Annotated in this window: 18 protein-coding genes and 1 pseudogene; 15 read left to right on the top strand and 4 right to left on the bottom strand. The window is 33.3% G+C overall.

The annotated features are described in order from the left end of the window. Window positions 1–37 precede the first annotated feature (37 nt). Complete coding sequence (locus CD128_RS09970; RefSeq protein WP_103329762.1) at window positions 38–862, bottom strand: Cof-type HAD-IIB family hydrolase; 825 nt, start codon at window positions 860–862, stop codon at window positions 38–40. Between the two features lie 120 nt (window positions 863–982). Between CD128_RS09970 and CD128_RS09965 the strand changes: the two genes are divergently transcribed. The 3 genes from CD128_RS09965 to clpB all read left to right on the top strand — a co-directional run bounded on the left by CD128_RS09965 (window position 983) and on the right by clpB (window position 6,549). Beyond that, window positions 983–1,291: a metal-sulfur cluster assembly factor gene (locus CD128_RS09965; protein ID WP_011276244.1), complete on the top strand. Its 309-nt coding sequence runs from the start codon at window positions 983–985 to the stop codon at window positions 1,289–1,291. 494 nt (window positions 1,292–1,785) lie between these two features. Then, entirely contained in the window at window positions 1,786–3,612 is a 1,827-nt protein-coding gene (locus tag CD128_RS09960) for an acyltransferase family protein (protein ID WP_103329761.1), read from the top strand. Between the two features lie 327 nt (window positions 3,613–3,939). Next, window positions 3,940–6,549, top strand: a complete 2,610-nt coding sequence (gene clpB / locus CD128_RS09955) for an ATP-dependent chaperone ClpB (RefSeq protein ID WP_103329760.1) — start codon at window positions 3,940–3,942, stop codon at window positions 6,547–6,549. 224 nt (window positions 6,550–6,773) lie between these two features. Here clpB and CD128_RS09950 read toward each other — a convergent pair whose 3' ends face one another. Continuing rightward, window positions 6,774–6,974 (bottom strand): YjzD family protein, encoded by a 201-nt coding sequence (locus CD128_RS09950; protein WP_103329759.1) that lies wholly within the window; start codon window positions 6,972–6,974, stop codon window positions 6,774–6,776. Window positions 6,975–7,208: 234 nt separating this feature from the next. Between CD128_RS09950 and CD128_RS09945 the strand changes: the two genes are divergently transcribed. Both CD128_RS09945 and fabF read left to right on the top strand, forming a co-directional pair. Next, window positions 7,209–8,150, top strand: a complete 942-nt coding sequence (locus tag CD128_RS09945) for a beta-ketoacyl-ACP synthase III (protein ID WP_103329758.1) — start codon at window positions 7,209–7,211, stop codon at window positions 8,148–8,150. 13 nt (window positions 8,151–8,163) lie between these two features. Then, a complete protein-coding gene (fabF, locus tag CD128_RS09940) occupies window positions 8,164–9,408 on the top strand; it encodes a beta-ketoacyl-ACP synthase II (protein WP_103329757.1) in 1,245 nt (414 codons plus the stop codon). Between the two features lie 78 nt (window positions 9,409–9,486). On the opposite strand, the gene CD128_RS09935 is transcribed toward fabF, so the two are convergent. Beyond that, window positions 9,487–9,864: a DUF3899 domain-containing protein gene (locus CD128_RS09935; protein ID WP_103329756.1), complete on the bottom strand. Its 378-nt coding sequence runs from the start codon at window positions 9,862–9,864 to the stop codon at window positions 9,487–9,489. A 247-nt stretch (window positions 9,865–10,111) separates the two neighbouring features. On the opposite strand from CD128_RS09935, the pseudogene opp3b reads away from it, so the two are divergent. From opp3b to opp4C, 10 genes and pseudogenes are all read left to right on the top strand, one after another. Next, a pseudogene (gene opp3b / locus CD128_RS09930) lies at window positions 10,112–11,037 on the top strand (oligopeptide ABC transporter permease). Beyond that, window positions 11,037–12,104: an oligopeptide ABC transporter permease gene (gene opp3C / locus CD128_RS09925; protein WP_103329754.1), complete on the top strand. Its 1,068-nt coding sequence runs from the start codon at window positions 11,037–11,039 to the stop codon at window positions 12,102–12,104. The pseudogene opp3b and the gene opp3C overlap by 1 nt, the downstream one beginning before the upstream one ends. Before the next feature lie 17 nt (window positions 12,105–12,121). Further along, window positions 12,122–13,204: an ABC transporter ATP-binding protein gene (locus CD128_RS09920; RefSeq protein WP_103329753.1), complete on the top strand. Its 1,083-nt coding sequence runs from the start codon at window positions 12,122–12,124 to the stop codon at window positions 13,202–13,204. Beyond that, on the top strand, window positions 13,194–14,141 hold the full coding sequence (locus tag CD128_RS09915) for an ABC transporter ATP-binding protein (protein WP_103329752.1): 948 nt from the start codon (window positions 13,194–13,196) through the stop codon (window positions 14,139–14,141). The genes CD128_RS09920 and CD128_RS09915 overlap by 11 nt, the downstream gene beginning before the upstream one ends. A 27-nt stretch (window positions 14,142–14,168) precedes the next feature. Further along, window positions 14,169–15,839, top strand: coding sequence for a peptide ABC transporter substrate-binding protein (locus CD128_RS09910; protein ID WP_103329751.1), 1,671 nt, complete (start codon window positions 14,169–14,171; stop codon window positions 15,837–15,839). Between the two features lie 180 nt (window positions 15,840–16,019). Further along, on the top strand, window positions 16,020–17,732 hold the full coding sequence (gene opp4A / locus CD128_RS09905; RefSeq protein WP_103329750.1) for an oligopeptide ABC transporter substrate-binding protein: 1,713 nt from the start codon (window positions 16,020–16,022) through the stop codon (window positions 17,730–17,732). A gap of 46 nt (window positions 17,733–17,778) precedes the next feature. Next, window positions 17,779–18,750: an ABC transporter ATP-binding protein gene (locus CD128_RS09900; RefSeq protein ID WP_103329749.1), complete on the top strand. Its 972-nt coding sequence runs from the start codon at window positions 17,779–17,781 to the stop codon at window positions 18,748–18,750. A gap of 13 nt (window positions 18,751–18,763) precedes the next feature. Further along, window positions 18,764–19,738 carry an ABC transporter ATP-binding protein gene (locus CD128_RS09895; protein WP_103329748.1) on the top strand — a complete coding sequence of 325 codons (975 nt, stop codon included), beginning with the start codon at window positions 18,764–18,766 and terminating at the stop codon, window positions 19,736–19,738. Next, complete coding sequence (gene opp4B, locus CD128_RS09890; RefSeq protein ID WP_103329747.1) at window positions 19,735–20,697, top strand: oligopeptide ABC transporter permease; 963 nt, start codon at window positions 19,735–19,737, stop codon at window positions 20,695–20,697. Before CD128_RS09895 ends, opp4B begins: the two co-directional genes overlap by 4 nt. Window positions 20,698–20,718: 21 nt before the next feature. Further along, window positions 20,719–21,630, top strand: coding sequence for an oligopeptide ABC transporter permease (gene opp4C / locus CD128_RS09885; RefSeq protein WP_103329746.1), 912 nt, complete (start codon window positions 20,719–20,721; stop codon window positions 21,628–21,630). 61 nt (window positions 21,631–21,691) lie between these two features. Here opp4C and trpS read toward each other — a convergent pair whose 3' ends face one another. After that, window positions 21,692–22,681, bottom strand: a complete 990-nt coding sequence (gene trpS, locus CD128_RS09880; protein ID WP_103329745.1) for a tryptophan--tRNA ligase — start codon at window positions 22,679–22,681, stop codon at window positions 21,692–21,694. Window positions 22,682–22,942: the final 261 nt, after the last annotated feature.

Raw genomic sequence — 22,942 nt, 5'->3', positions numbered from 1 at the left:
TTAATGATTAAATTCTGTCTCACTTATTATCGACAATTTATCCTTGGTAAGGAATATTTAGGCCAAAGAAATCATTGAGATAACGTCCAATCCCATCTTCATTATTAGACTGCGTAATATGGTTAGCAATATGTTTTAATTCATCTAAACCGTTATCCATAGCAATACCATATTTAGCATACTTAATCATTTCAATATCATTATCTTCATCACCGAAAGCGATAATGCGAGATGGGTCGATATTTAAATAGTCCTTCACATGATCGATACCACGTGCTTTACTAATACCACGTTTCACGATTTCAATAACAGGAAATGGTGCGCCCCAACGACGGTGTTCAATATTCTCAGCATAGAAGCGAGTCAACATTTGTTTGATACGTGGAATATTGACTTCTTCCGCTTCAACTAAAATAGAAGTAGGCGGTTCATCTAATTCTTCTAATAAATTACCTGTTTGGATTTTAGGGTTTCCCATTGAAAAGCCTTCAAACAAACGTGGGTCAGGATTATTAATGAAGACATGATCTCGAACTTCAGCGATAATATTTGTCACATTTGCTTTCTGAAGTGCTTCAATCATGTTACGAGATAAATCAACATCTAGCACTTCATGTGTCGTTTCAAAATCATCAGCTTTAGGATGATGGACATAGGCACCGTTAAAATTAACAATAGGCGTATCCATATTAAGTTCATGATAGTAAATTTGACTCGCGCGATAAGGACGGCCAGTTGCAATCATAATACGATGTCCTTGCTTCTTCAATGTTGTCAAAACTTGTTTTGTATATGAACTAATTTCTTTATTATCATTTAATAACGTTCCATCTAAGTCTAAACAAATTAAATAAGGTTCCATAAATATCTCCTTGAGTAACATATCATCAAATTTCTTGTTTAGTAGTATCATAGCATTTTATTGGCGTTTTGTCGGATATTTGATATATTAAGGGAAAGATAATATTGAGAGGTGATACTAATGGAAGAAGCATTAAAAGATAGTATCCTTGGTGCACTTGAAATGGTAATTGACCCTGAATTAGGGATTGATATCGTTAATTTAGGTTTAGTATACAAAGTGAATGTTGATGATGACGGTCTATGCACAGTCGAAATGACATTAACATCAATGGGTTGTCCACTCGGACCACAAATTATTGAACAAATTAAAACTGTATTAGCTGAAATTCCTGAAATTCAAGATACAGAAGTGAATATCGTTTGGAATCCACCATGGAATAAAGATATGATGTCTAGATACGCTAAGATTGCCTTAGGCGTAGGCTAGATTTGGTGAAGAAGCAATAGTACACATTATCGTTGTACTATTGTTTTTTGTTTTCTTGAAAAGGCAGTACCAAATAGCAAACAAATGAATAAAATAAATATCAGTTTCAAAAAGAAACAAAATCAACGAAATGACATTATTGTAATATAAATTGAATTTGTTTATAGGGTATACTACAATACATAGGACTTATATCATAAGTGATACATAGGGAAAGTTATATTTAGTAATTTTTTAAAAGACACATATTTATTATGTAGTAGACTAGTCGAGAAATTGAATTAAAGGACATACAGTATTATATCGTGCATTAAAGTTCAGGCACCTCAGTATAAAACACGACAATCATACACATTAATATTTAAAAAGTTTAGAATAACTCATATTCGCTTATGTTGATGATCATCGGCTTACGTTTTATCCTAACTTGCAGTGCTTTTAAATGTAATGAATTTATATGAAATTTATTATTTTATAGGGAAAGAATGTGAACAATGAAACTAGAGTTAAACAAAAGTAAGCATCGTAAGACTAAAATGCGCTACATGCCTGGGTTAGATGGTTTAAGAGCAATAGCTGTTATTGGCATTATTATTTACCATCTAAATCGACAATGGCTTAAAGGTGGCTTTTTAGGTGTAGATACATTCTTTGTAATTTCTGGTTACTTGATAACAAGTTTACTATTAAAAGAATACGAAGAAACTGGCATTATTAATCTCAGACAATTTTGGACACGACGTATTAAACGTTTACTCCCAGCTGTTTTAGCACTTTTACTTGTGGTTGGGTTAGCCACATTAATATTTGAACCACAACAAATTGTTCGCGTGAAACATGATATGTTAGCTGCACTATTTTATGTTTCAAACTGGTGGTATATTGCGAAAGATGTAAACTACTTCGAACAATTTTCATTTATGCCACTTAAACACCTATGGTCTCTAGCTATTGAAGAACAATTTTATTTATTTTTCCCATTTGTGTTAGTCATTTTATTATTGACGATTAAAAAGTATAGAAATGTTACATTGATATTTTGGATTGTATCGCTAATTTCATTATTAGCAATGGTAATTATTTCACAACCAAACGTAGGATATTCTCGCGTTTACTTTGGTACGGATACGCGTTTACAAACGTTGTTACTTGGTGTGATATTGGCGTTTATGTGGCCACCTTTTAAATTAAAAGCGAATCCGCCAGCAGTGCTGCAACGCTCAATTGACGGTGTAGGTATCGCCGGGTTGGTCATGCTAATCATATTATTCTTTACAGTAAGCGATAACAGCTCATGGATATATAATGGAGGGTTCTACCTCATTTCAGGCATGACATTATTTATTATTGCGAGCGTGGTTCATCCAACTACGGTATTAGCAAAGGTACTTAGTCATCCTGTACTTGTCTACATTGGTAAACGCTCTTATAGTCTTTATTTATGGCACTTTGCAGTTATTAGTTTCGTACATATTCATTATACGGATGGGCAAATTCCAGCTTATGTCTATATCATTGATATTATCTTAACTGTTTTATTTGCTGAATTGTCTTATCGCTATGTAGAAACGCCGTTTAGAAGAGAAGGGCTTAAAGCTTTCTCATTCAATCGTTTGCGACGACCTAAATTCATTAGAACCATCGTTACAGCGATTTTAACGATTCCATTATTATTAATATTTGCTGGTGCTTTTGATCGTTTCGGAAAAGATGAAATAGCGAATAAAGCGAATTCATTTAATACGAATGAAACAGACAAATATTTAGTGAGAATGATGCCAGGAGAAAATATTAAAATTGACGGCTCATCAAGTAAGAGTAAGAAAAAAGACCAAGTTTATACAAATATTAGTCCATTATTAATTGGTGACTCTGTAATGGTAGACATTGGAGAGGCATTTAAATCTCAAGTTCCAAAAGCTACGATTGACGGTAAAGTTGGACGTCATTTACAAGAGGCATTAACTGTGTCTAATAGTTACACCAATTATAATAAACCTTCAGATCAAGTTGTTTTAGAACTTGGTACCAATGGTGATTTTACTAAAGAAGAGTTAGATCAATTAATTAGTAAATTTGGTAAAGCACAAATTTACTTAGTTAATACACGTGTACCAAGAGATTGGCAAGACAACGTTAACAAACAACTCGCTGATGCAGCTAAAACACATAAGAATGTTACATTAGTCGATTGGTATAAACGTTCTGAAGGCCATTCAGAATACTTTGCTTCAGACGGCGTTCACTTAGAAAACAGTGGTGTTGAAGCATTATCTGATGAAATTCTTAAAGCGATTAAGAAAAATACTAAAAATGAATAAAGATGGCAGACCAGTTCAGTGAAATGACTCATTGAACTGGTTTAATTTATGTCTTTATTTGATAAGTCAAAGTTTGACTTTTAAACTGGGGAGATGAGAAATTTGATGTTTATCTATGGGCATAATGTGATAAAACATGATGTGTAAGATATTAATGAAAACGCATGAGACCAGTAGTGGCGCGCATTTTTCAAAAAATAAAAAAGCTGAGTATAACTGTTGCTTAATAGTCAAAGAAGGTCTATAATGTAATTAAGGTCAAAGAAAGTCAAAGTCAAAATAAAGTATTTGATCTTGCTCTTATTAAATAAGTAGGGGTGAATAAATTTGGATATTAATCAAATGACATATGCAATTCAAGGCGCATTAAAAAAAGCGGTTGAATTGAGTAAAGAAAATGAATTACAAAATATTGAAATTGAAGCTATACTAAAAGGAACTTTAGAAGAAACTGATAGCTTATTTAAAAGCATATTAGAACGCGCAAATATAGATACTGATGAATTAAATCAAGCGTATACAAATAAATTAAAAAATTATCCTTCAGTGCAAGGAGATAATATTCAATATGGACAATATATTGGTTCAAAAGCTAATGAATTATTAAATAAAGCCGAATCGTATATGAAAGAATATGAAGATGAATATATCTCAATGGAACACATTCTACGTGCTGCAATGGATATTGATGACACAACTAAACAATTTGTAGGTAATAAAGAAGAAGTAGTAAAAGAGATTATTACAAAAGTAAGAGGGGGAAATCATGTGACTTCACAAAATCCAGAAGTAAATTATGAAGCTTTAGAGAAATATGGTCGTGACTTAGTAGAAGAAGTGCGACAAGGTAAAATGGACCCTGTCATTGGTAGAGATGAAGAAATTCGTAACACAATTCGAATCTTAAGCCGTAAAACAAAAAATAACCCTGTATTAATCGGTGAACCTGGGGTAGGTAAAACTGCGATTGTTGAAGGTTTAGCACAACGTATTGTACGTAAAGATGTACCTGAATCTTTATTAGATAAAACAATCTTTGAATTAGATTTAAGTGCCTTAGTTGCTGGTGCGAAATTCAGAGGTGAATTCGAAGAACGTCTTAAAGCAGTACTTAAAGAAGTGAAAGAATCTGATGGACGTATCATCTTATTTATCGACGAAATTCACATGTTAGTTGGCGCTGGTAAAACAGACGGCGCAATGGATGCCGGCAACATGTTGAAACCAATGTTAGCACGTGGTGAATTACATTGTATCGGTGCTACTACTTTAAATGAATACAGAGAATATATTGAAAAAGACTCTGCATTAGAACGTCGTTTCCAAAAAGTAGGCGTTAGCGAACCAGATGTTGAAGATACTATTTCAATCTTACGTGGTTTGAAAGAACGTTACGAAGTGTATCATGGTGTACGAATTCAAGACCGTGCTTTAGTAGCAGCAGCAGAATTATCAGATCGTTACATTACAGATAGATTCTTACCGGACAAAGCTATCGACTTAGTCGACCAAGCTTGTGCGACGATTCGTACTGAAATGGGTTCTAATCCAACTGAATTAGACCAAGTGAACCGTCGTGTAATGCAATTAGAAATCGAAGAAAGTGCATTGAAAAATGAATCTGACAATGCAAGTAAACTTCGTTTAGAAGAGTTACAAGAAGAACTTTCTAATGAAAAAGAAAAACAAGCAACTTTACAATCTCGCGTAGAACAAGAAAAAGAAAAAATTGCAAAAGTACAAGAAAAACGTGCTGAATTAGACCGTAGCCGTCAAGCTTTAGAAGATGCTCAAACTGAAAGCAACTATGAAAAAGCAGCTGAATTACAATACGGCACAATTCCTCAATTAGAAAAAGAATTAAAAGAATTTGAAGAAGCATACCAAGACGAACAAGGCGACAGTGAACGCATGATTCGTGAAGTTGTTTCTGACGAAGAAATTGGCGACATTGTTAGTCAATGGACTGGTATTCCAGTATCTAAATTAGTTGAAACTGAAAGAGAAAAATTATTAAGCTTAAGTGATATCTTACACGAACGCGTAGTAGGTCAAGATAAAGCGGTAGACTTAGTATCTGACGCTGTAGTTAGAGCACGTGCAGGTATTAAAGATCCTAATAGACCAATTGGTAGCTTCTTATTCTTAGGACCAACTGGTGTAGGTAAAACTGAATTAGCTAAATCACTTGCTGCTTCATTATTCGATTCTGAAAAACACATGATTAGAATTGATATGAGTGAGTATATGGAGAAACACTCTGTTTCTAGATTAATTGGTGCCCCTCCAGGCTATGTAGGTCATGATGAAGGTGGCCAATTAACTGAAGCGGTTAGACGTAATCCTTATTCAGTTATCTTACTTGATGAAGTTGAAAAAGCGCATAGTGATGTATTCAACGTGTTACTTCAAATCTTAGACGAAGGTCGTTTAACTGACTCTAAAGGACGTAGCGTTGACTTTAAAAACACTATCATTATTATGACTAGTAACATTGGTTCACAAGTATTACTTGAAAACGTTAAAGATAGTGGTGTAATTACTGAAGACACTGAAAAAGCTGTAATGGATAGCTTACATGCCTTCTTTAAACCTGAAATCTTAAACCGTATGGATGACATCGTGTTATTCAAACCATTATCTATTAACGATATGAGTATGATTGTTGATAAAATTTTAACTCAATTAAATATTCGTTTAATGGATCAACGTCTTTCTATAGAGGTTTCTGATGACGCTAAAAAATGGTTGGGTGAAGAAGCGTACGAACCACAATTTGGTGCAAGACCATTGAAACGTTTTGTACAACGTCAAATTGAAACACCATTAGCACGTATGATGATTAGAGAAAGTTTACCAGAAGGTACTGTGGTTAATGTTGGTTTAGATGATAATCAAGAATTAACTTTTGATGTAAAAAAACCTGAAAATGAATAATTAGGGGAAACCTAGGAAGTGTGAGGAGCACTTTCTAGGTTTTTTGTTTTTTATAGGGATTCAGAGTAGTTCTGCATATTGTTGGGTTCGCTTGCCCTAGGCATAGCTTAAGTCAATGGTTAGAAAGGGTAAGCAATTTAGTCATATATTTAATATAAAAAATACGGTTGATAGAACGTTAAAAGTTTCATCAACCGTATTTTTGAACTATTTAATAAGTGTTATTAAATATGTCTGTTACCTTTACGGGCAAAATCGTTTGGTTTAATCATAGCGCCTAAGATAGCAATCATAATTGTAATGAATACTGCTATAATGACTGGTGCAATAAAGTTTAAAGAGCCTCCGCCGTTTAAACTGTTTAACACGAAGTTAACCATTTGCGTTAAGATTAATGCCCAGATAAATGTGATGAGGTGTTTCATACAAATGACCTCCAAAATTTATATACTTTTATTTTAATGTAAAGCGAATTGTTTGTATAGTGGTAGTAGGGTAAGTGTTAGAATTTGTTCTAAAATTCATGACGTGCTGTGTGTTATATTAATTTTCCTAAAAAGAAAAGAAAGACTAAAAAAGTGTAACTACTTGAGTTGAGAAGAAAAAATGTGTTAAATTAATACCTGGTATTAAAAAATGAAGTAAGAAGGTGTACGTTCATGAACGTAGGTATAAAAGGTTTCGGTGCTTATGCACCTGATAAAGTAGTAGATAACGCCTATTTCGAAGGATTTCTAGATACATCAGATGAGTGGATTTCAAAAATGACTGGTATCAAAGAAAGACGTTGGGCGAGCGAAGACCAAGATACGTCTGACTTAGCTTATGAAGCGAGTAAAAAAGCGATTGCGGATGCAGGCATCGAACCTACTGATATAGATATGATTATTGTTGCGACTGCAACGGGAGATATGCCATTCCCATCAGTAGCAAATATGTTACAAGAAAAATTAGGTACAGGTAAAGTGCCGACAATGGACCAATTGGCTGCATGTTCAGGCTTTATGTATTCAATGATTACGGCTAAACAATATATTCAATCAGGAGACTATAAAAATATCTTGGTTGTCGGTGCAGATAAATTATCTAAGATTACGGATTTAACAGACCGTTCTACAGCAGTATTATTCGGTGATGGCGCTGGTGCCGTTGTCATCGGTGAAGTTTCTGAAGGACGAGGTATCATCAGTTATGAAATGGGATCTGATGGTTCAGGTGGAAAATACTTATACTTAAACAAAGATACTGGTAAACTAGTAATGAACGGACGTGAAGTGTTCAAATTCGCAGTGAGAATTATGGGCAATGCGTCTACACGTGTAGTAGAAAAAGCTGGTTTACAATCTGATGACATTGATATGTTTATTCCTCATCAAGCGAACATCAGAATTATGGAATCAGCACGCGAAAGATTGGGTATAGAAAGAGAAAAAATGAGTGTTTCTGTTAATCGATTTGGTAACACTTCTGCAGCTTCAATACCTTTAAGTATTCAACAAGAATTAGAAAATGGAAGAATTAAAGACGACGATACTTTAGTATTAGTAGGTTTCGGTGGTGGCCTAACTTGGGGCGCTATGGTTATCAAATGGGGTAAATAGGAGGATATAATGTATGACTGAGAATAAAAGAGTTGTGATTACAGGCATGGGTGCATTATCACCTATCGGAAACGATGCCCATTCAACTTGGGAGAATGCTTTAAAAGGTGTTAATGGTATTGATACAATTACACGCGTTGACACTGAAGATTATAATGTTCATTTAGCAGGTGAACTTAAAGACTTTAATATTGAAGACCATATGGAGAAGAAAGAAGCACGCCGTATGGATCGTTTTACACAATATGCAGTAGTAGCTGCGCGTCAAGCAGTGGAAGATGCGAAGTTAACAATCAATGAGGACAATGCTAATCGTATTGGTGTTTGGATCGGTTCAGGTATCGGTGGTATGGAAACATTTGAGGTGGCACATACGACTTTACAAAAGAAAGGTCCAAGAAGAGTAAGTCCTTTCTTCGTACCAATGCTTATTCCTGATATGGCAACTGGCCAAGTGTCGATTGATTTAGGTGCAAAAGGACCAAATGGTTCTACTGTTACTGCATGTGCAACAGGTACGAACTCAATTGGTGAAGCATTTAAAATCATCCAACGTGGTGATGCTGATGCAATGATTACAGGTGGTACAGAAGCGCCTATTACTCATATGGCATTAGCTGGATTTAGCGCGAGTCGTGCTTTATCAACAAATGATGATAAAGAAACAGCTTGCCGTCCTTTCCAAGAAGGCCGTGACGGTTTCGTAATGGGTGAAGGTGCTGGTATCTTAGTTATTGAATCATTAGAATCAGCTCAAGCTCGTGGTGCAGAAATTTACGCTGAAATTGTAGGTTATGGTTCAACAGGTGATGCATATCATATCACTGCACCAGCTCCAGAAGGTGAAGGCGGTTCTCGCGCAATGCAAGCTGCGTTAGATGATGCAGGCATTGAAGCGAAAGACGTTCAATATTTAAATGCCCATGGTACAAGTACACCAGTAGGCGACATGTATGAAATTCAAGCAATTAAGAACACGTTTGGCGATGCTGCGAAAGACTTGAAAGTAAGTTCAACTAAGTCTATGACTGGTCACTTATTAGGTGCTACAGGTGGAATTGAAGCCATCTTCTCAGCATTATCTATTCGCGACTCTAAAATTGCGCCAACAATTCATGCTAATACGCCAGATCCAGAATGTGACTTAGACATCGTTCCTAATGAAGCGCAAGACTTAGATATTACTTACGCTATGAGTAATAGTCTTGGCTTTGGTGGACACAATGCCGTATTAGTATTTAAGAAATTTGAAGCGTAAATACTTTATTTTTGAAAATGAGGGACCATGAACGACTCAATGAGTGTTCATGGTCTTTTTTAATGTGTGGAAAGCCATTTATAAAGTTAAGGGAATAATTATTGTAAGAATAAAGTAAGCAACATTACTTATTAAAGCTGGCCCTACCCATGTAGAAATATAATAGGTCTCTCTTTTGGCTTGTTGAGGATTGAAAAAATCATCATGTTCCATCGTTTTCTTTTTAGCGCGTGAAGAAAGTTGATAACGAATTCTTCTAAACCCATAACTCGTCGCATCAAAAATACCTTCTTGAACAAGCAAAATGAGAAAAATAATTATAAATATAATAAGAGATATGTAAAACAATGAATTGATATATGAGATAAATGAATGATTAGTAAAAATAAGCCACAGTATCACAGATAAAATGGGAGTAATTAGCAACCATATTATCCAGTTCTTTAAGTTCCTCATAGCAATGCCTCCAGTTGACGATTTAATTTATTTTAACTTACTCCATAAATAATATAAATATAGAATTTTAAAAATAATTTTAATAAAACATATGTGTTTATTAAAGATTACAAAAAAATACTCTTTTATTAATAAATTGTAAAATAATATTGCAATTGTATGAAAGTAGTATATATAATGTTATTAAATATTTCTGAAAATTTTGAAGGGAATGTTAATTTTGAAAATTTAAAAAGGGGGATGCATGATGACTAGGTATGTTTTGAAACGTTTAGGTTATATGTTTTTATCGTTGTTCATTATTATTACAATCACATTTTTTTAATGAAATTAATGCCTGGTTCACCGTTTAACGATGCGAAATTAAGTGCTGAACAAAAGAATATACTTAATGAAAAGTATGGTTTAAATGATCCAGTAGCAGTGCAATATCTTCATTATTTGAAAAATGTTGTGACAGGGGACTTTGGGTATTCATTCCAATATCATAATCAACCGGTATGGGAGCTTATTAGACCGAGATTGATTCCTTCAATGGAAATGGGTATGACAGCTATGGTTATTGGGGTTATTTTAGGCTTAATCCTAGGTGTAGCTGCAGCAACTAAACAAAATACTTGGGTGGACTACACTACAACTGTCATTTCAGTAATTGCTGTATCAGTACCTTCATTCGTATTAGCAGTACTTTTACAATATGTGTTTGCGGTACGTTTACGTTGGTTCCCAGTAGCAGGTTGGGAAGGATTTTCAACAGCAGTCTTACCTTCATTAGCATTATCTGCAGGGGTAATGGCCACAGTAGCAAGGTACATTCGAGCGGAAATGATAGAAGTATTAAGTTCAGATTACATATTACTAGCAAGAGCAAAAGGGAACTCTTCTATGAAAGTGTTATTTGGGCACGCATTGAGAAATGCATTAATTCCAATTATCACTATTCTAGTACCAATGTTAGCAGGGATACTAACAGGTACTTTAACAATTGAGAATATCTTTGGTGTGCCAGGTTTAGGGGACCAATTCGTTAGATCGATTACAACAAATGATTTCTCAGTAATTATGGCTACAACGTTATTATTCAGTACGCTGTTTATAGTATCTATCTTTATTGTCGATATCTTATATGGCGTAATTGACCCACGTATCCGTGTTCAAGGAGGTAAAAAATAATGGCAGATAAAAATTTTGAAAAAACGTTTGATGATCATTCAAATGCAGCTATGACTCATACCTCTGAAGGTGCGGTATCAACTGGTTTTGTATTAAGAGAGCTAGATTTAAATAAAGAACCGGAAATGCAACGTGAAAGTAGAAACTTCTGGCAAGACGCGTGGACACAACTTAAAAGAAATAAATTAGCCTTAATAGGGATGATTGGCCTCATTCTTATTATACTAATGGCACTTGTTGGTCCAATGATGAGTAAACATGATTATGCAGAACAAAACGTTCAATATCGTAATTTACCGGCAAAGATACCTGTATTAGATAAAATTCACTTTTTACCTTTTGATGGTACAGGAAGTGATGGGAAAAATGTCTATAGAGAAGTAGGCGCTAAAGATAATTATTGGTTTGGTACTGACCAACTAGGACGTGATTTATGGTCTAGAACATGGAAAGGTGCTCAAATTTCATTAATCATCGGTGTAGTCGCTGCGTTATTAGACATCTTTATTGGGGTAGTGTACGGTGCTATATCTGGTTTCTTTGGAGGACGAGTAGATAATATCATGCAACGTATTTTAGAAATCATTGCTTCAATTCCAAACTTAATCGTAGTAATTTTATTCGTTCTTATCTTTGAACCTTCAATCTGGACAATTATTCTAGCCATGTCTATTACAGGATGGTTAGGAATGAGTAGGGTTGTTCGTGGTGAATTCTTAAAATTAAAAAACCAAGAATTTGTTATGGCATCAAGAACGTTAGGTGCATCAAAATTCAACCTAATTTTCAAACATATTCTACCTAATACATTAGGGGCTATTGTAGTAACATCAATGTTTACTGTCCCAAGTGCAATTTTCTTTGAAGCGTTCTTAAGCTTCATTGGAATAGGTGTTCCTGCGCCAAAAACGTCACTTGGTTCATTAGTTAATGATGGACGTGCAATGTTATTAATTCACCCACATGAATTATTTATTCCAGCAACAATTTTAAGTTTATTAATCTTATTTTTCTATCTATTTAGTGATGGTTTACGCGATGCATTTGACCCTAAAATGCGTAAATAATAAAGGAGGCACACGTTATGTCAGAAAGAATATTAGAAGTCAACGACTTGCATGTTTCCTTTGACATTACTGCAGGGGAAGTGCAAGCGGTTAGAGGTGTAGATTTTTATTTAAACAGAGGGGAAACATTAGCTATTGTAGGTGAATCAGGTTCGGGTAAGTCTGTAACTACAAAAGCAATTACTAAACTTTTCCAAGGAGATGCGGGTCGTATTAAAAAAGGTTCGATTGATTTTCTTGGAGAAGATTTAGCAAGTAAATCTGAGAAAGAATTAATTAAATTACGCGGAAAAGATATCTCAATGATATTCCAAGATCCAATGACATCACTCAATCCAACAATGCAAATTGGAAAGCAAGTCATGGAACCTTTAATTAAACATCGTAATTATAGTAAAGCGGAAGCGAAAAAACGAGCATTGGAAATTTTAAATTTAGTTGGATTACCAAATGCTGAAAAACGTTTCAAAGCATATCCACACCAATTCTCAGGTGGTCAAAGACAAAGAATCGTTATCGCAACAGCTTTAGCATGTGAACCTAAAGTGTTAATTGCAGATGAACCAACAACAGCATTGGACGTAACAATGCAGGCTCAGATTTTAGATTTAATGAAAGATTTGCAGAAAAAGATTGATACTTCAATCATCTTTATTACACATGACTTAGGTGTAGTAGCGAATATTGCTGATAGAGTAGCAGTAATGTATGGGGGGCAAATGATTGAAACAGGGGATGTAGACGAAATCTTCTATGATCCTAAACATCCATATACTTGGGGGCTCCTATCATCTATGCCAGATTTAACAACAAGTAATGAAACAGAATTAATCGCAATTCCAGGTACGCCACCTGATTTATTACATCCACCTAAAGGAGATGCTTTTGCAAGAAGGAGTCAGTATGCATTAGACATTGATTTCAAAGAAGAAGCGCCTTGGTTTAAAGTATCACCGACTCACTTTGTAAAATCATGGTTATTAGATGAACGTGCGCCTAAAGTAGAACCGCCTGAAATGGTTAAAAAGAAACTACGTTATATGCCAAATAATTATGACAAACCACGTCAAGTAGAAAGGGTGTCGTTCAATGAAGAATAATAAAGAGACTTTATTACAAATAAAAAATTTAAAGCAATACTTTAACGAAGGTAAGCGCAACGAAGTTAGAGCCATTGAAGACATTTCTTTCGACATCTACAAAGGGGAAACATTAGGATTAGTGGGAGAATCTGGATGTGGTAAATCAACAACAGGGAAAGCAATTATTAAGTTGAATGACATTACTAGTGGGGAAATCTTATACGATGGCCAAGATATTCAAAAGATTTCAAAACGTAAAGATTTATTAAAATTTAATAAAAAAATTCAGATGATATTCCAAGATCCTTATGCTTCATTAAACCCTAGACTTAAAGTAATGGATATTGTCGCAGAAGGTATTGATATTCACAAATTGGCAAGTAGTAAAAAAGATCGTAAGCGTCGTGTTTATGACTTACTTGAAACGGTAGGTTTAAGTAAAGAACATGCGAATAGATATCCTCACGAATTTTCTGGTGGACAACGCCAACGTATCGGTATTGCGCGTGCGTTAGCAGTGGAACCTGAATTTATTATTGCGGATGAGCCCATTTCAGCTCTAGACGTCTCTATCCAAGCTCAAGTAGTTAATTTAATGTTGAAACTACAAAGAGAAAGAGGCATTACATTTTTATTTATTGCCCATGATTTATCAATGGTTAAATATATTTCTGACCGTATTGCAGTAATGCATTTTGGGAAAATTGTCGAATTGGGTTCAGCCGACGAAATCTATTATCATCCATTACATGATTATACGAAATCATTGTTATCAGCGATTCCTCAACCTGACCCAGATAGTGAAAGAACGCGTAAACGTGTAGCGTATCAACAAGAAGATGAAACAAAAAATTCAGAGCGAAGACTTCAAGAAATAAGACCAGATCATTATGTATTTGTAACTGATGAAGAGGCAGCTCAATTAAAACAAGAACATCAAGCGCAAAGCGTTTAAAAATCGGGGAAGGAGGATGAATTTACTATGAAAAAAATTAACTTTAAAGTGATATTAGGATTAATCATTATGATGCTCATTTTAAGTGCATGTAGTAAAAGTGGGGGATTATACGATGATAAAGGACAAACTTATCGAATAGCTACATCTTCAGATATTAATACACTTGATTCAACATTAGCTACTGATACTGTGTCATTTACAATTTATAATCAAGTTTTTGAAGGTTTATATACGCTCAATAGTAAAGATGAAGCGGTACCAGGTGTAGCTAAAGGTGAACCTAAAAAAACAAATGGTGGCAAAACTTGGACAATTAAATTGCGTAAAGACGCAAAATGGTCTAATGGTGATCCTGTTACTGCACATGATTTCGTATTTGCATGGCGTAAAGCAGTAGACCCGGCAACAGGTTCTGAATATGCTTACATAATGTATGATATTAAAAATGCTGAAGATATTAACTTAAATAAACATGGTAAAAAACCTAAAGACTTAGGGGTTAAAGCTTTAGATGATTATACCTTACAAATTGACTTAACGAAGCCAATCCCTTATTTCCAACAAATGTTAGCGTTTGGTACATTCATGCCACAGAATGAAAAGATAGTTAAGAAATACGGAAAATCTTATGGTACTACTGCTGATAAAACAGTTTATAACGGTCCATTTAAAATAAAGAAATGGGCAGTGGAAGATAAAATTATGCTAACTAAAAATAATGATTATTGGGATAAAAAATCCGTTAAATTAGATAGAGTTAATTATAAAATACTGAAAGATAGTCAAGCAGGTGCTTCTTTATATGAAACAGGTTCAGTAGATGTTGCAGGTATTACATCAGAACAAGTAGATAAATATAAAGATAGTCCTGCACTATTTAAACGTCTGTTAGCATCTACATTCTTTTTAAAGATGAATGAAAAACAGCAACCAGAATTTAAAAATAAAGACATGAGATATGCGATAGCACAAGCAGTTAATAAAAAAGATTACGTAAATGAAGTGCTTGGCACGGGAGCTAAACCTTTCGATGGATTTACAGCTAAAAAGACAGCTAAAACGCCGGATGGAAAAGATTATGCAGGTACTGTAAAATCTCCGTTAAAATATAATCCTAAAGAAGCAAAAGAACACTTAGAAAAAGCTAAAAAAGCTTTAGGTAAAGATAAATTTACGTTTACTTTAAATACAGAAGATACACCAGACTCTAAAATCTCTGCGGAATTTATTAAATCTCAAATTGAAAAAAACCTACCAGGAGTAACGGTTAAAGTTAAACAATTGCCGTTTAAACAACGACTTCAAGCAGAACTAACAATGAACTATTCTATGTCATTATCAGGTTGGGGTCCAGACTATCCAGATCCTATTACATTTTTAGATACTATGACTACAGATAATGCTCAAAACAATACTGGATGGGGCAGTAAAGAGTATGATAACTTATTGAAAAAAGCTAATGGCGAATTACTACAAAATCCTAAAGAACGTTTTGCAACAATGCGCGAAGCAGAAGAATTATTCTTAAATGACGCACCCGTAGCACCAATTTATCAAAAAGGTGGAGCTTCTCTAAAAAACCCACAAGTTAAAGGTATTGAATACCACCAAATCGGTGGCGATTATTCATTAAAACATGCTTATATCGATAAATCCATTGACCGTGAAACTGGTAAGAAAAAAGACGAAAATTAAATAATTTTAACATTAGCCTTGAATACAAAATGTATTCAAGGTTTTTCATATTTACATCATTAATATTTGCGAATTTATAAATATATAGTTTTCTGAAAATTCTATAAAATAAGTTGTCTTTTTAAATTTTAGTAGTAAAATGAAACAAACATCATAGAATCTACAGGAGGATTGATATTAGTGAAAGTCATTGGTAAGTACCTAGTTCTTTTATTAGTAGCAGTATTAGTATTAAGTGGATGTGGAAAAGGAAAACAAGATGAAGGTTCAAAGGATGTCTCTAAAACTGAAACGTCTAATCATAAAGGTGGAGAATTAAACGTTGGTTTAAATGCTGCACCTTCAGGCACATTATCATCAGTATTGAGTTCAGATGCTTCAGATTCATCAGTTGAAAGTTATTACAATGAATCATTAATTAAACTGGACAAAAATATGAAACCTAAACCATTTATTGCTTCATGGAAAGATATAGATCCAGGTAAGAAGATTAAATTTACAATTAAAAAAGGCATTAAATGGCAAGATGGTAATGAATTGAAAATTGATGACTGGATTTATACTTTAAATGTTTTAGCAGATAAAGATTATCAAGGTAGTTATTTCCCTATCGTTGAAAATATCGAAGGTGCTAAAGAAAAACATGAAGGTCAAGCGGATACAATTAGTGGATTGAAAAAATTAGATGATTATTCTATGGAAGTTACTTTTAAAGATAAAAAAGTGAATTATCTTGAAGGCTTCTTCGCTGGACCATTATTAAGTAAAAAATATTTAAGCGATGTAGCAGTTAAAGACTTAGCGAAATCAGATAAAATCAGAAAACATCCAATTGGTATTGGGCCTTATAAAGTGACAAAAGTAGTTCAAGGCGAAGCAGTACAATTAGAGAAATTTAATGATTATTGGCAAGGTAAACCTGGTTTAGACAAAATAAATTTAAAAGTAATTGATCAAACACAAATTGTAAAAGCTATGAAAAATGGCGAAATTGATATGACTGATTCTACTACAGGTAGTATTGCTAAAGAAGCTAAAAAATCTGGAGAAGGTAAACTTAAAGTTTTATCAACACCTGGTACTGATTATTCAGTAATTGGTTTCGTTTCTCATGATTATGATAAAGAAAAAAATAAAACTGGCGCTGAACGTCCTAAATATAAAGAAAAAGAACTTAGACAAGCAATGTTATATGCAATTGATAGAAAAAAATGGATTAAAGCATTTTACCAAGGTTATGGTAAAGAATTAAATAGCTTTGTCCCATCTATTCATTGGATTGCTGCCGATCAAAAAGATTTAAATAACTATAGTTATGATCCTGAAAAAGCTAAAAAAATGTTAGATAAATTAGGATATAAAGATAGAAATGGCGATGGCTTCAGAGAAGACCCTAATGGTAAACCATTTGAAATTAATTTAAAACATTATTCTGGTTCAAACCCTACATTCGAACCTAGAACTGCAGCGATTAAAGATTTCTGGGAAAAAGTAGGATTAAAAACTAATGTGAAAATGGTTGAGTTTGGTAAATATAATGATGACTTAGCTAGTGCTTCTAAAGATATGGAAGTTTATTTCAGAACATGGACTGGTGGTTCTGACCCAGACCCTTCTGATTTATACCATACTGATAGACCACAAAATGAAATGCGTACAACAGATAAAACTTCAGATAAGTTATTAGATGAGGCGTTAGATTTCAATAAAGTTGGAAATAACGATAAAAAACGTAAACAAATCTATGTAGAATGGCAAAAACATACTAATGACGTTCTTCCAGCATTACCAATTGTTCAATTGGATACTATTACAGTAGTCAATGATAAAGTGAGAAATGTTGATATCTCAATAGGCTCAGATATGGATTTATATAAAATAACTAAAGAATAAAAGATGAACCTCGACTTTAGTCGAGGTTTATTGATTGGAGCAAATTATGGATAGCTATTTATTAGAAATAAAAGATTTAGAAACATCAATTAAGATTGAAAACGAGTGGTATCCTACAATTGATCAAATTTCTTTTAAATTAAAAAGTAATGAAATACTAGGAATTGTAGGAGAATCAGGGTGTGGTAAATCAATTTTAAACAAATCAATAGTTAAACTCTTACCTGAAAAAATATCTAAAATAACACAAGGGCAAATCATTTTTAATGGCAAAAAATTACAAGATGCTAGTGAAAGTGAGTATCGAAAAATTCGTGGCAAAGATATTGGCATGGTTTTTCAAGAGCCTATGACAGCCTTAAACCCTGTATTTAAAATAAAAAATCAATTGATTGAGCCTATTATCTTACACTTAAACAAAAGTAAAAAAGAGGCTTACGATTTAGCTAAAGAACTGTTGCAACAAGTAGGTATAGCTCGAGTAGATGAGGTATTGAATAGTTATCCTCATCAACTTTCTGGAGGAATGCGTCAAAGAGTCATGATTGCAATAGCAATTTCTTGTAATCCGAAGTTGTTAATTGCTGATGAACCTACGACAGCTTTAGATGTGACGATACAGGCACAAATTTTGGATTTATTAAAAAAATTACAACAAAAAAATAATATGTCGATTATTTTGGTGACTCATGATTTGAGTGTTGTATCGGAATTTTGCGATAAAGTCATTGTTATGTATGCTGGGCAAATTGTTGAATATGGAGAATTACATCAAATTTTAAATCATCCTCAACATCCTTATACACAGAAACTATTACGTACAATACCGAGACTAAATGAGGATGTAGAGTACCTTGAAGTGATTGATGGTATGGTGCCCGGTATAACTCAATTTAATAAAAATCAATGTCGTTTTACTAACAGATGTGCAGTGAGAATGGAAATATGTAAACAACAAGAACCAAGACTTTTAAGTAAAGATGGTAGCCAAGTGCGCTGTCATTTATTTGATGAATAGAAGAGAATAAAATATGGATAACATCTTAGAAATACAGAATTTAAAAACCTATTATCCTATTAAATCTGGACTTTTTAAACCTACTCAATATGTAAAAGCAGTAGATGATATTTCTTTTACAATTAAAGAAGGGCAAACATTTGGTTTAGTAGGAGAATCAGGATGTGGTAAGTCTACACTTGGCAAGTCTATCGTACGCTTAGAGAATATAACATCTGGTGAAATTAAAATAAATGATATAAATATTACACAATTAAAAGGTAAACAATTAAGAGAAGCTCGTAAAAATTTTCAAATGATTTTTCAAGATCCATATGCTTCCTTAAATCCAATGCAAATGGTTGGGGATATAATAGGAGAACCATTACAAAATTTCCATATGGCTGATAAAAAGAAACTAAAAGATGAAGTAATGTACTTATTAAAATGTGTAGGTATGAGTGAAGATACTTATTATAAGTATGCGCACCAATTTTCAGGAGGGCAAAGACAAAGAATAGGTATAGCTAGAGCATTAGCGATAAGACCTAAACTTATTGTAGCGGATGAGCCTGTTAGTGCCTTAGATGTATCAGTCCAATCTCAAGTGCTAAATCTTATGAAAGATCTTCAGAAAGAGTTTAACTTAAGCTATTTATTTATCGCTCATGATTTAAGCGTAGTTAAACACATTAGTGATGTTATTGGAGTGATGTACTTAGGTCATATGGTAGAAATAGCAGATAGTACTGAATTGTATAAGAATCCTCAACATCCATATACTAAAGCGCTAATCTCTTCTATTCCTCAGTTTAATAAAGCAAAGGTAGAAAGAATTATGTTGGAAGGTGAATTACCTTCTCCAAGTAATCCTCCAAAAGGATGTCCGTTCCACACTAGATGTCCAATTGCACAAGCAAAATGTCGAGAGGAAAGACCAAAATTAGAAGAAATTAAGCCTAATCATCATGTTGCTTGCTTCTTTACTGAAAGGGTGAATATCAAATGATAAAACTTATATTAAAAAGATTTCTGTTAATGATTCCATTACTGTTTTTAATATCGATTGTGGTATTTAGCTTGGCGATTATTCAGCCTGGTGATCCTTTCAGTGGACAATATAATCCTCATGTTAAACAAGAAGCAATTGAAGCTCAAAAAGAAAAGTTAGGTCTTAATGATTCTATACCAACTCAGTATGTGAGATGGATAGGCAATGTAGCACATGGTAATTTAGGTGAATCTATTAAATATAAACGTCCAGTAATTGATTTAATTAGCGAACGCTTACCCAACACAATATTGCTTGGTGCCGTATCTTTAATCATCACTTATATATTATCTTTCGCATTAGGAATTATCTCAGGTAGATACGCGTACTCAATAGGAGATTATACGATACAAGTATTCAACTATGTCATGTTAGCGATACCTTCATTTATTGCGGGGGTTTTTGCTATTTACATATTCGCCTTCCAAATTCCAATATTTCCTTTTCAAGGTTCGGTAAATATTAATCTTCAAGAAGGTACTTTTGCTTATTATATGAGTAAGCTTTATCATACTTTATTGCCTGCACTAACTTTAGGGTTATTATCAACAGCAGGGTACATTCAATATTTGAGAAATGACATTATAGATAATGCAAATAAAGACTATGTTTTAACTGCTAAAGCAAAAGGTCTAACAATGAATAAAATTTATAATAAACACATTTTACGTAACTCATTAATTCCAATTATTACTTTTTTAGGAGCAGATATTGTAAGCATTTTAGGTGGTGCAGTAATTACTGAAACTATTTTTTCATTTAATGGTATTGGTAAATTATTTTTAGAATCTGTGACTGGTCAAGATTATCCATTAATGATGGCATTAACGTTGTTCTTTTCATTTTTGGGCTTATTCGGAAATCTTATATCTGATATAACATATAGTTTTGTCGATCCTAGAATTCGTAGTAATTAAAATGAGAAGGGGTAAAATCATATGAAGAAAAAACAACAGAATAATTTAAAAGCAGTAAAAAAATCGTCTTCTCCTACTCGGATTGCTTTACAAAAGTTTGTTAAAAATAAAATTGCTATGGCTTCATTAATCTTTTTAATCTTAGTAGCCATTATTTCTATAATTGCACCGTTGTTAGCGCCATTACCAATTAATCAACAAGATTTATTAAATATTAAAGGTGATATGACTTCGCAAAACCTGTTAGGAACAGATTCTGGTGGTAGAGATAACTTTAGTAGATTACTTTATGCTGGAAGGGTTTCACTTACAATTGGACTGGTTTCCACTATTGGAATGTTAGTTATAGGTATAGCAATTGGTGTAATATCAGGATATTTTGGAGGATTACTTGATACATTATTAATGAGGATTACTGAATTTGTAATGCTATTTCCATTTTTAATTTTTGCTATCGTTTTAAATGCAGCGTTAGGTGATAAAATTAAAAATCCTTACGGCTCAGCTATTATATTAGTGGGGGTTATTATAGTTTTAAGTTGGGGAGGTATTGCCAGATTAGTTCGAGGAAAAGTCATGCAAGAAAAAGAAAATGAATACTTTTTAGCCGCGAAATCTATAGGTACACCTACTTACAAAATTATTTTAAAACATTTGTTACCTAATATTTTGAGCGTGGTCATTGTACAAGCCACTTTAACTTTTGCTGGAATGATAGTAGTAGAATCTGGTTTGAGTTTCTTAGGTTTTGGGATTAGTAAATCAATTCCTTCATGGGGGAACATGTTAAGTGATGCACAAGAAGGAGACATCATCAGTTCTAAACCATGGATATGGATGCCACCTGCACTAATGATTATGTTTACGATATTAAGCATAAACTTTGTTGGTGAAGGACTTAAAGATGCGTTCAACCCTAAAGGTAGAAGATAATTAATAAATAAGTACAAAAATGAGACAAGATATTATAACCTTGTCTCATTTTTATGTGCTATTATCTTTTACGACCTAATCCCATAGCGCGTTCCATTTTTTTCAATGTTTTGAATGAAGCTTTTTGAGCTTTATCGCGACCATGGTCTAAGATGTCATCTAATTTATCTGAGTTATAAAATTCATTATATTTTTCTTGGAAATCAACTAAGAAATCTTTCACTACTTCTGATAAATCAGTTTTAAATTTACCGTAGCCTTCATTTTCATATTTAGCTTCTAAATCTTTAATAGGTTCATTTGTTAAACTTGAATAAATAGTTAATAAGTTTGAAATACCCGGTTTATTGTCACGATCAAATTTAATGATGCCATCTGAATCAGTTACAGCACTTTTAATTTTTTTAGCAGCTACATTCGGTTCATCTAATAATGAGATAAAGTTTTTTTGGTTATCATCACTTTTACTCATTTTTTTAGTAGGGTCTTGTAAACTCATTACGCGTCCGCCGACTTTAGGCATACGAATTTCGGGTTTAACTAATACATCGTTATAACGACTATTAAAACGTTCTACTAAATTACGTGTTAATTCCATATGTTGTTTTTGGTCTTCTCCGACTGGCACAATATTTGTATTATAAATCACTATATCTGCTGCCATTAATGGAGGATATGTTAATAGGCCTGCTGGGATGCCATCTGTACGTTTTTGAGCTTTATCTTTATATTGAGTCATACGTTCAAGTTCACCAACGCTTGAAATCGTAGTGAGCATCCAACCAGCTTGAACATGCGCAGGGACTTCAGATTGAATAAATAATGTTGATTTCTCTGGATCTATGCCTGACGCTAAATAAATTGCTGCAAGTTGACGTATTTGTTTACGTAACTTGATTTTATCTTGTGGTACTGTAATCGCGTGTTGATCCACAATACAGAAGAAACAATCATAATCATCTTGGACATCTGCAAATTGTTTTAATGCGCCAATATAGTTACCGATTGTAGGGATACCACTTGGTTGAATTCCTGAAAATAATGTCTCCATATTTGATGCCTACTTTCTTTTAATAATTCATATTATCTAAATTATAACAGTATTTCTTTAAAATGTAAGATATGTTAACATATAAGTACACACTGATTTTTCAAGAGGTCTATAAAGAATTTTTAGAAAATTTAAGATTTCTCTGAAAAATTAGGATTTTCTCATTTAATTTTAATGTTAGATGGTTATAATAACTGTGTAAGGTTAAGAGAATAAAGAAATTAAATATTCTTAATCAATAAATTTTAAAATAATGAATAT

Source organism: Staphylococcus croceilyticus, from assembly GCF_002902575.1.
In the GTDB taxonomy this organism is placed as follows: Bacteria; Bacillota; Bacilli; order Staphylococcales; family Staphylococcaceae; genus Staphylococcus; species Staphylococcus croceilyticus.
This window is presented reverse-complemented; position numbering and strand designations above follow the sequence as displayed.

Bases quoted from the DNA above. Each gene is read 5' to 3' on its own strand.
- CD128_RS09910 (WP_103329751.1), top strand. From the start codon at position 14,169: ATGAAAAAAATTAACTTTAAAGTGATATTAGGATTAATCATTATGATG.
- opp3C (WP_103329754.1), top strand. From the start codon at position 11,037: ATGGCAGATAAAAATTTTGAAAAAACGTTTGATGATCATTCAAATGCA.
- CD128_RS09950 (WP_103329759.1), bottom strand. From the start codon at position 6,974: ATGAAACACCTCATCACATTTATCTGGGCATTAATCTTAACGCAAATG.
- opp4C (WP_103329746.1), top strand. From the start codon at position 20,719: ATGAAGAAAAAACAACAGAATAATTTAAAAGCAGTAAAAAAATCGTCT.
- CD128_RS09920 (WP_103329753.1), top strand. From the start codon at position 12,122: ATGTCAGAAAGAATATTAGAAGTCAACGACTTGCATGTTTCCTTTGAC.
- CD128_RS09900 (WP_103329749.1), top strand. From the start codon at position 17,779: ATGGATAGCTATTTATTAGAAATAAAAGATTTAGAAACATCAATTAAG.
- CD128_RS09935 (WP_103329756.1), bottom strand. From the start codon at position 9,864: ATGAGGAACTTAAAGAACTGGATAATATGGTTGCTAATTACTCCCATT.
- CD128_RS09965 (WP_011276244.1), top strand. From the start codon at position 983: ATGGAAGAAGCATTAAAAGATAGTATCCTTGGTGCACTTGAAATGGTA.
- CD128_RS09970 (WP_103329762.1), bottom strand. From the start codon at position 862: ATGGAACCTTATTTAATTTGTTTAGACTTAGATGGAACGTTATTAAAT.
- trpS (WP_103329745.1), bottom strand. From the start codon at position 22,681: ATGGAGACATTATTTTCAGGAATTCAACCAAGTGGTATCCCTACAATC.
- opp4B (WP_103329747.1), top strand. From the start codon at position 19,735: ATGATAAAACTTATATTAAAAAGATTTCTGTTAATGATTCCATTACTG.
- CD128_RS09945 (WP_103329758.1), top strand. From the start codon at position 7,209: ATGAACGTAGGTATAAAAGGTTTCGGTGCTTATGCACCTGATAAAGTA.
- CD128_RS09895 (WP_103329748.1), top strand. From the start codon at position 18,764: ATGGATAACATCTTAGAAATACAGAATTTAAAAACCTATTATCCTATT.
- CD128_RS09960 (WP_103329761.1), top strand. From the start codon at position 1,786: ATGAAACTAGAGTTAAACAAAAGTAAGCATCGTAAGACTAAAATGCGC.
- fabF (WP_103329757.1), top strand. From the start codon at position 8,164: ATGACTGAGAATAAAAGAGTTGTGATTACAGGCATGGGTGCATTATCA.
- CD128_RS09915 (WP_103329752.1), top strand. From the start codon at position 13,194: ATGAAGAATAATAAAGAGACTTTATTACAAATAAAAAATTTAAAGCAA.